The 9,151-nt window shown below is 63.6% G+C and carries 6 protein-coding genes; all 6 read left to right on the forward strand.

Going from position 1 to position 9,151, the window contains the following annotated elements:
* Positions 1-2: 2 nt before the first annotated feature.
* The 6 genes from ptsP (at position 3) to AC0L2R_RS32380 (ending at position 8,853) form a co-directional block, all read left to right on the forward strand.
* Entirely contained in the window at positions 3-2,273 is a 2,271-nt protein-coding gene (gene ptsP, locus AC0L2R_RS32355) for a phosphoenolpyruvate--protein phosphotransferase (protein WP_023797302.1), read from the forward strand.
* 139 nt (positions 2,274-2,412) lie between these two features.
* Positions 2,413-3,492 carry a peptide chain release factor 1 gene (prfA, locus tag AC0L2R_RS32360; RefSeq protein WP_473513765.1) on the forward strand — a complete coding sequence of 360 codons (1,080 nt, stop codon included), beginning with the start codon at positions 2,413-2,415 and terminating at the stop codon, positions 3,490-3,492.
* Positions 3,485-4,420: a peptide chain release factor N(5)-glutamine methyltransferase gene (prmC, locus tag AC0L2R_RS32365; RefSeq protein ID WP_473513767.1), complete on the forward strand. Its 936-nt coding sequence runs from the start codon at positions 3,485-3,487 to the stop codon at positions 4,418-4,420. Before prfA ends, prmC begins: the two co-directional genes overlap by 8 nt.
* A 274-nt stretch (positions 4,421-4,694) precedes the next feature.
* A complete protein-coding gene (locus tag AC0L2R_RS32370) occupies positions 4,695-5,615 on the forward strand; it encodes a DUF4167 domain-containing protein (RefSeq protein WP_473513769.1) in 921 nt (306 codons plus the stop codon).
* Between the two features lie 222 nt (positions 5,616-5,837).
* Positions 5,838-8,444 carry an ATP-dependent chaperone ClpB gene (gene clpB / locus AC0L2R_RS32375; protein WP_473513771.1) on the forward strand — a complete coding sequence of 869 codons (2,607 nt, stop codon included), beginning with the start codon at positions 5,838-5,840 and terminating at the stop codon, positions 8,442-8,444.
* A gap of 43 nt (positions 8,445-8,487) precedes the next feature.
* Positions 8,488-8,853: an MmcQ/YjbR family DNA-binding protein gene (locus AC0L2R_RS32380; protein WP_027153335.1), complete on the forward strand. Its 366-nt coding sequence runs from the start codon at positions 8,488-8,490 to the stop codon at positions 8,851-8,853.
* Positions 8,854-9,151: the final 298 nt, after the last annotated feature.

The raw sequence follows: 9,151 nt of genomic DNA on the forward strand, positions 1-9,151 counted from the left end.
CGATGCGTGATACGGCCAGTGGCCCGCGCGTTTTGCTGAAACGGCTCCGCGAGCTCATGCAGGAGCCGCTGGAGCCGCAGGAGCGGCTCGACCGCATCGTGCGCGACATCGCCGCCAATATGGTCGCTGAAGTGTGCTCGCTCTACGTGCTGCGCGCCGATTCGGTGCTCGAACTCTATGCCACCGAGGGCCTGAATCCGAAGGCCGTCCATTTGGCGCAGCTCAGGCTGGGGGAAGGCCTCGTCGGCACGATCGCGGCCTCGGCACGGCCGCTCAACCTCTCCAACGCGCAGGAACATCCAGCCTTCGCCTATCTGCCGGAGACCGGGGAGGAGATCTACAATTCCTTCCTCGGCGTGCCGGTGCTCAGGGCGGGGCGCACGCTCGGTGTGCTGGTCGTCCAGAACAAGACCATGCGCCACTATCGCGACGACGAAGTCGAGGCGCTGGAAACGACGGCGATGGTGATCGCCGAGATGATCGCCACCGGCGACCTTGCCCGGCTGACCCGGCCCGGCCTCGAACTCGACCTGCGCCGCCCGGTGAGCTTTACCGGCCTGTCGTTCAACGAGGGCGTCGGACTTGGCCATGTCGTGCTGCATGAGCCGCGCATCGTCGTCACCAATCTGTTCAACGAGGACAGCGATGAGGAGATCAAGCGGCTCGATGCGTCGCTCGGTTCGCTCCGGCTCTCCATCGACGACATGCTGGAACGCCGCGAAGTCGCCTTCGAGGGCGAGCACCGCCAGGTGCTCGAAGCCTATCGCATGTTCGCCAACGACAGCGGCTGGGTGCGCCGGTTGGAAGAGGCGGTACGCAACGGCCTGACGGCGGAAGCGGCGGTGGAAAAAGTGCAGAGCGACATGCGTGCCCGCATGCTGCACATGACCGATCCTTATCTGCGCGAGCGGATGAGCGATTTCGACGATCTCGCCAACCGGCTGCTGCGGCAGCTGATGGGGCGCGGGCCGGACGATGTCGCGGTCTCGCTGCCGAAGGACGCCATCATCGTCGCCCGCTCGATGGGGGCCGCCGAACTGCTCGATTATCCCAGAGACAAGCTGCGCGGGCTGGTGCTGGAGGACGGCGCAGCGACCAGCCACGTCGTTATCGTGGCGCGGGCCATGGGCATACCGGTTGCGGGCCAGATGAAGGGCGCCGTTTCCATGGCGGAAAACGGCGACGCCATCATTGTCGATGGCGAAGAAGGCGCCATCCACCTGCGCCCCCAGCCGGACCTCGAAGCCGCCTATGCCGAAAAGGTCCGCTTCCGGGCGCGGCGGCAGGAGGTCTATCGCGAGCTGCGCAAGAAGCCGTCGATGACCAAGGACGGCGTCCAGGTCGACCTTTTGATGAATGCGGGCTTGGCCGTCGATCTGCCGCAGCTTGCCGAGGCCGGCGCCGCCGGTATCGGCCTGTTCCGCACCGAGCTGCAGTTCATGGTCGCCTCGACCTTTCCGCGGGCGGAAGCCCAGGAACGGCTCTACCGTGACGTGCTCGACGCGGCGCGCGGCAAGCCGGTGACATTCCGCACCATCGATATCGGCGGCGACAAGGTGCTGCCCTACTTCAAGGACACGATCCAGGAAGAGAACCCGGCGCTCGGCTGGCGCGCCATCCGCCTGACGCTCGACCGGCCGGGCCTGTTGCGTACCCAGATCCGAGCGCTTTTGAAGGCATGCGGCGGGCGTGAACTGAAGCTGATGCTGCCGATGGTGACGGAGCTCGGCGAGATCGCCCAGGCGCGCGAAATCATCGATCGCGAAGTGCGGCATCTGTCGCGTTTTGCCCATCATCTGCCGACCAGCCTGAAGCTCGGGGCCATGCTGGAAGTGCCTTCACTGCTGTTCCAGCTCGATGAGCTGATGAAGGCCGTCGATTTCGTCTCGGTCGGCTCGAACGATCTGTTCCAGTTCGTCATGGCGGTCGATCGCGGCAACACGCAGCTCGCCGACCGCTTCGATGTGCTGTCGACGCCGTTCCTGCGCGCGCTGAAGCAGATTGCCGACGCCGGGGTGCGCAATCAAACCCCGGTGACCTTGTGCGGCGAGCTGGCCGGCAAGCCGATCTCGGCGATGGCGCTGATCGGCCTTGGCTACCGATCGATCTCGATGTCGCCGGCCTCGATCGGTCCGGTCAAGGCGATGCTGACGGAACTGCCGCTGGCCGAGCTGGAAGCGTTCTTCGACGACAATCTCATGGCGCCGGCCCAGGGGTTGCCGATGCGGGCGCTGCTGCAGGCCTTTGCCGACGACCGCTCCATTCCGTTGTAAATTCACGTGAGGGCGGCCTGCAAATGTCGATTTTCTGTGCTTCCGGTGCTCATGTACCTAATTGTACATTCCGCTCCGGTTCTCGAAACTCGTCATTTTCGGCTCGCCCTGACGTGAATCTTATCGAAGTTCCAGGACCATGATCAACCTGCCCCGCGACCGCATGGATCAAGTCGTCAAGCGTTTCGACATGCTCGAAGCGCAAATGTCGGCCGGGCCGGCGGCGGACGCCTATGTCAAGATGGCGTCGGAATATGCCGACATGCAGGAGATGGTGGCTAAGATCAGGGCGCTGCGCACCGCCGAGCATGAACAGGCCGACCTGCAAGCGATGCTCGCCGACAAAAGCACCGATGCCGAAATGCGGGCACTGGCCGAGGCCGATCTGCCGGAGGTCAAGGAACGCATCGAAGCGCTGCAGAAGGACATCCAAATCCTGCTTTTGCCCAAGGATGCCGCCGACGACAAGAATGCCATCCTCGAAATCCGCGCCGGCACCGGCGGCGACGAGGCGGCTCTCTTTGCCGGCGACCTGTTTCGCATGTACGAACGCTATGCCGCGGCACGCGGCTGGCGTTTCGAGACGGCGTCGGCCAGCGAGGGCGAGGTCGGCGGCTACAAGGAAATCATCGCCACGATTTCAGGCAAGGGGGTCTTCGCCCATCTGAAATTCGAGTCCGGCGTGCATCGTGTGCAGCGCGTGCCGGCGACCGAGGCCGGCGGGCGCATCCACACCTCGGCGGCGACGGTTGCCGTGCTTCCCGAAGCGGAAGAGGTCGACATCGACGTCAGGGCCGAAGACATCCGCATCGACACGATGCGCGCCTCGGGTTCGGGCGGCCAGCACGTCAATACCACCGATTCGGCAGTGCGCATCACCCATCTGCCGACCGGCATCATGGTGGTGCAGGCGGAGAAGTCGCAGCACCAGAACCGGGCCAAAGCCATGCAGATCCTGCGCGCCAGGCTTTACGACCTTGAGCGCAGCAAGGCTGACGAGGAACGCTCCGAATCGCGCAAATCTCAGGTCGGTTCGGGCGATCGCTCGGAGCGCATCCGCACCTATAATTTCCCGCAGGGCCGCGTCACCGACCATCGCATCAATCTGACGCTCTATAAGCTCGACCGGGTGATGATGGGCGAACTCGACGAGATCGTCGACGCGCTGATCGCCGATCACCAGTCGAAGCTGCTCGCCGATATCGGCCTCGATGGCTGACAGTCTGCCAAGTAGGCTAGGGCTGCTGCTGAAAGCGGCGCGGGCACGCCTTGCTGCGGCCGCAGTCGCCGATCCGGCGCTGGATGCGAGGCTGATCGTCGAACATTTTTCCGGTACGACCCGCACACAAGCCATCGCCGATCCCGAATGCAGTGTCGATGCCGGCGCGATTGCCGCGATCGATGCAGCCTTGAGGCGGCGGGTTGCCGGTGAGCCGGTGCATCGCATCCTCGGCCATCGCGAGTTTTATGGCTTGCGCCTGTCGTTGTCACCGGAAACGCTGGAGCCGCGACCGGACACCGAAACGCTGGTCGAAGCGGTGCTGCCCTTCGTGAAGGCGACAGCGGAACGGCAAGGCGAGTGCCGCATCCTCGATCTCGGCACCGGCACCGGCGCCATCGCGCTGGCGCTGCTCAGCGCCGTTCCGGCGGCGCTCGCCACCGGTGTCGATATTTCGCCAGGCGCGCTGGTGACCGCCATGCGCAATGCAGGGGAATTGGGGTTGGCCGACCGGTTCCAGGTGCTCGAATCCGACTGGTTCGAAAAAGTTTTTGGCCGATACCATGTAATTGCCGCCAACCCGCCCTATATAGCGTCCATAGACATCGAAAATCTGCAGGGCGAAGTCCGCGATTTCGATCCACGCCAAGCCCTTGATGGCGGCGTGGACGGTCTGAGTCCCTACAGGATCATCGCCGCCGAGGCGGCAGGTTTTTTGGAAGCCGAGGGCAGGATTGCGGTCGAGATCGGCCACACTCAGCGCAAAGAGGTCACGGGCATTTTCTCCGCAGCCGGCTATATGCCGGCGGGGGTATTCCGCGACTTTGGCGGAAACGAGAGGGTTCTGATCTTTGAACTGACAAAGGCCGTGATGCAGTGCAAAAAAAGCGCTTGGCAATGCCGGGGAATGCGGCTAGGGTCGCCTTAACCGGATGAGACGAAGCAGGCAGTGCTCTTAGCGATTCGGTTTCCTTGGAAATAGCTGCCTTCTTGTGCAAACGACGCCCAAGCTTCGTGCGGGGATCGTCCGGCAAGTGATGTAACCGGAACAGGATGACACGTGGCGCCAACGCAATCGATGCGGGCGAACGCCGGTGAAGAGACGAAACGGCTGGCTGCATGAGCGCCTCCGTTCGTGAAAAGTTTTCGAAAAATTTCAAAATGAAGAGAGTCGAATGAGGCCACAACAGCAGAACAGGCGCATGCGCGGTCGCAACAACAATGGCGGCGGCAACAACAATAACAACAACCGCAAGGGTCCAAATCCCCTGACGCGCAATTACGAGAGCAACGGTCCGGACGTGAAGATCCGCGGATCGGCTCAGCAGATCGCCGAAAAATACGCAACCCTTGCCCGTGACGCGCAAAGCTCCGGCGACCGGGTGATGGCGGAAAACTATCTCCAGCACGCCGAGCACTACAATCGCATCATCGCTGCCGCGCAGGCGCAGCTGCCGATCCAGAGCGCTCAGCAGAACCGCGACGATTTCGACGATGACGGCGACGAAGATCGCGACGAGTTCGACAATGCCGGCAACAGCAATGTCGGCGAGACTGCGGCTCCGGTGGTCAACCACGGTGCAGGCCCGCAGCCGGTCATCGACGGCACGCCGGCTGAATTGACGCTCAACCAGGAAAACGGCCGTGACAATCGTGATGCCAGTGGGCGTGATGCCAGTGGGCGCGATGCCGGCGGGCGAGACAACCGCCATCGCGACCGTCGCCCCAATGGCGGCTACGGCCAGAACGGCCAGCGCGGCGAATTTGGTGCGCGCGGCGAGCAGGGCGGACAGCGCGGCGATCAGAACCGGCGCAACGAGAGACCGGTTCAGAACGAAACCCCCGTGCAGGCGGAAGCTGTGTCTCCGAACGAGCCTGTTTCTGTGGCCGAACCCGCGCCGCAGTTCGAAAGCTTTTCGCCAGCGGCTCTGGCAGCCCGGGCCGAGATGAACGAAGCCGCCGCCGAAAGCGGCGCTGCCCGCCGCCCCAGGCGTTCGCGCCGTCCGCGCGTCAATGCTGATCAGGTGGATGGCGGTAACGACAATGCTGGCGGCGATAACGTGAATGCTGCTCCGGCGGAAGACGCCGGTGGCGAGCCCACCATCGTCGACGTCAACAACTGATCGAGCAAGGCCCAGACATTCCTGGACGGCGGAGAGAAATCTCCGCCGTTTTTGTATGTGCGCCCCCCGGGGAATATTAAGTCCGCCGTTATCGGGACGTCTTGAGGGTCCGTGGATTGCGCCCCATATCTCGCGTGAACAGGACCCGGCTCGAACGGGCGGGTCCGTCACCGCAATCTGATCCGGTGCCGCAAAGCGGGCCGGTGACGGAAGGAGACAGATATGAACCTTGAAAAATATTCCGAGCGCGTGCGCGGCTTCATCCAGTCGGCGCAGACCTTGGCGCTCTCGCGCAACCACCAGCAATTCACCCCCGAACATATATTGAAAGTGCTCGTCGACGACGACGAGGGCCTGGCAGCGTCGTTGATCGAGCGCGCCGGCGGCAGCGTCCGCGACGTCAAGTTGGGCGTCGAGACGGCACTTGAGGCAATGCCCAAGGTGGAGGGCGGCAACGGCCAGCTCTATCTGGCGCAACCGCTGGCCAAAGTGTTCTCGACCGCCGAGGAACTGGCAAAGAAGGCCGGCGACAGCTTCGTTACGGTCGAGCGGCTGCTGACGGCGCTGGCGGTCGAGAAATCCGCCAAGACCGCCGACATCCTGACCAAGGCCGGCGTGACGCCACAGGCGCTGAACCAGGTGATCAACGACGTCCGCAAGGGTCGCACCGCCGATTCGGCGAGCGCCGAGCAGGGCTATGATGCGCTTAAGAAGTACGCGCGCGATCTCACCGCCGACGGTCGCGCCGGCAAGCTCGACCCGGTCATCGGCCGCGACGACGAGATCCGCCGCACCATCCAGGTGCTGTCGCGCCGCACCAAGAACAATCCGGTGCTGATCGGTGAACCCGGCGTCGGCAAGACGGCGATCGCCGAAGGGCTGGCGTTGCGGATCGTCAATGGCGACGTGCCGGAATCGCTCAAGGACAAGCAGTTGATGGCGCTCGATATGGGATCGCTGATCGCCGGCGCCAAATATCGCGGCGAATTCGAGGAGCGGCTGAAGGCGGTTCTTTCGGAAGTCACCGCTGCGGCCGGCGGCATCATCCTGTTCATCGATGAGATGCACACGCTGGTCGGCGCCGGCAAGGCGGATGGCGCCATGGATGCGTCGAACCTGTTGAAACCGGCGTTGGCACGCGGCGAACTCCACTGCGTCGGCGCGACGACGCTCGACGAATACCGCAAGCATGTCGAGAAGGATGCGGCCCTTGCCCGCCGCTTCCAGCCGGTCTTCGTCAATGAGCCGACGGTGGAAGACACCGTCTCCATCCTGCGCGGCCTGAAGGAGAAATACGAGCAGCACCACAAGGTGCGCATTTCGGATTCGGCGCTGGTCGCCGCAGCGTCGCTGTCCAACCGCTACATCGCCGACCGCTTCCTGCCGGACAAGGCCATCGACCTTGTCGACGAGGCCGCGTCGCGGCTGCGGATGCAGGTCGATTCGAAGCCCGAAGCGCTGGACGAGATCGACCGCCGCATCATGCAGCTCAAGATCGAGCGTGAGGCGCTGAAGGTCGAGAAGGACGACGCGTCGAAGGACCGGCTTGCCCGGCTCGAAAAGGATCTTTCCGCCCTGGAAGAGGAATCGACCGAACTGACCTCGAAGTGGCAGGCCGAGAAGCAGAAGCTCGGGCTCGCCGCCGACCTGAAGAAACAGCTCGACGAAGCGCGCAACGAGCTCGCCATCGCCCAGCGCAAAGGTGAATTCCAGCGCGCCGGCGAGCTTGCCTATGGCAAGATTCCGGAGCTCGAAAAGAAGCTGACGCAGGCCGAGGCGCAAGACGGCAAGGTCGGCATGGTCGAGGAGGTGGTCACCCCCGATCACGTCGCCCACATCGTGTCGCGCTGGACCGGCATTCCCGTCGACAAGATGCTGCAAGGCGAGCGTGACAAGCTGCTGCGCATGGAAGACGAAATCGGCAAGCGTGTCGTCGGCCAGGGCGAGGCGGTACAGGCCGTGTCGAAAGCGGTGCGCCGCGCACGCGCCGGCCTGCAGGATCCGAATCGGCCGATCGGTTCGTTCATGTTCCTCGGACCGACGGGCGTCGGCAAGACCGAACTGACCAAGGCGCTTGCCAGCTTCCTGTTCGACGACGAGAGCGCCATGGTGCGCATCGACATGTCGGAATTCATGGAGAAGCACTCGGTCGCCCGGCTGATCGGCGCGCCTCCCGGCTATGTCGGCTATGAGGAGGGCGGCGCGCTGACTGAAGCGGTGCGACGCCGGCCCTACCAGGTCGTGCTGTTCGACGAGATCGAGAAAGCGCATCCGGACGTGTTCAACGTGCTGCTGCAGGTGCTCGATGATGGCCGCCTGACCGACGGGCAGGGCCGCACGGTCGATTTCCGCAACACGCTGATCATCATGACGTCGAACCTCGGCGCCGAATATCTGGTCAATCTCGGCGAGAACCAGGACGTCGATGTCGTGCGCGACGAGGTGATGGGAGTCGTCAGGGCGTCGTTCCGGCCGGAGTTCCTCAACCGCGTCGACGAGGTGATCCTGTTCCACCGGCTGCGCCGGCAGGATATGGGCAGCATCGTCGAGATCCAGCTCAAGCGGCTGGAAAGCCTGCTCGCAGATCGCAAGATCACGCTTTCGCTGGATCAGGAGGCGATCGACTGGCTGGCCGCCAAGGGCTACGATCCGGCCTATGGCGCGCGGCCGTTGAAGCGGGTGATGCAGAAGGACCTTCAGGATCCGCTGGCGGAGAAGATCCTGCTCGGCGACATCCTCGACAGTTCGACCGTCAAGGTCACCGCTGGTTCCGACCGGTTGAACTTCCGGTCGAAGCCGACGATCGTAGCGACCGAGGCGGCGGCCTGATTTTCGAGGCCGCCGCATAATCAAAAAATTAAACGGGGCGCAGATGACGTTGGACGACTACAACAGCTTCTGCGCCTCGCTGCCGTCGGCGACCCATGTCGTCCAGTGGGGCGGTGCTCATGTCTGGAAAGTCGGAGCCAAGGTCTTTGCGATCGGCGGTTGGAGCGATGGCAAGGAGCCGTTCGTCACCTTCAAATGCTCCGACATCGCTTATGACATCTTGAAGGAACAGCCGGGCCTTCGGCCCGCGCCCTATCTTGCCTCACGCGGCATGAAATGGATCCAGCGCCAGACAAGCCAAAGCATGGACGATGACGCGCTAAAGGACTATCTGCGCGAAAGCCACCGCCTTGTCGTGCTCAAGCTGACGAAGCAGGCGCGCAAGGAATTGGGATTCGCCGCCAGCTAGTGTTCTTGCTCCAGCCCGCCAGAAATCCGCCATCTTCATGCCCGGTTCATGTTGGAACCTTATGGTTGGCAACTGATTTGCTGGCGAAGGGGTTCGCCTGCCGCAAAGGCCCGAAAATCGAATTGGATTTTCGGAAAGCATGATGCGGAGATTTTTACGTGTTAGAGCGTCCGTGGGGGGGGGGGGGGGGGCGGGGGGGGGGGGTGTTTTTGTGGTTGTTGGGGGGGGACAGGAAGACGGGGGGGGGGGGGGGGGGGGGGGGGGGAGGGGGGGGGAGGGGGGGGGGGGGGGGGTGGGT

Source organism: Mesorhizobium sp. WSM4820, from assembly GCF_055811075.1.

Bases quoted from the DNA above. Each gene is read 5' to 3' on its own strand.
- ptsP (WP_023797302.1), top strand. From the start codon at position 3: ATGCGTGATACGGCCAGTGGCCCGCGCGTTTTGCTGAAACGGCTCCGC.
- clpB (WP_473513771.1), top strand. From the start codon at position 5,838: ATGAACCTTGAAAAATATTCCGAGCGCGTGCGCGGCTTCATCCAGTCG.
- prfA (WP_473513765.1), top strand. From the start codon at position 2,413: ATGATCAACCTGCCCCGCGACCGCATGGATCAAGTCGTCAAGCGTTTC.
- prmC (WP_473513767.1), top strand. From the start codon at position 3,485: ATGGCTGACAGTCTGCCAAGTAGGCTAGGGCTGCTGCTGAAAGCGGCG.
- AC0L2R_RS32370 (WP_473513769.1), top strand. From the start codon at position 4,695: ATGCGCGGTCGCAACAACAATGGCGGCGGCAACAACAATAACAACAAC.
- AC0L2R_RS32380 (WP_027153335.1), top strand. From the start codon at position 8,488: ATGACGTTGGACGACTACAACAGCTTCTGCGCCTCGCTGCCGTCGGCG.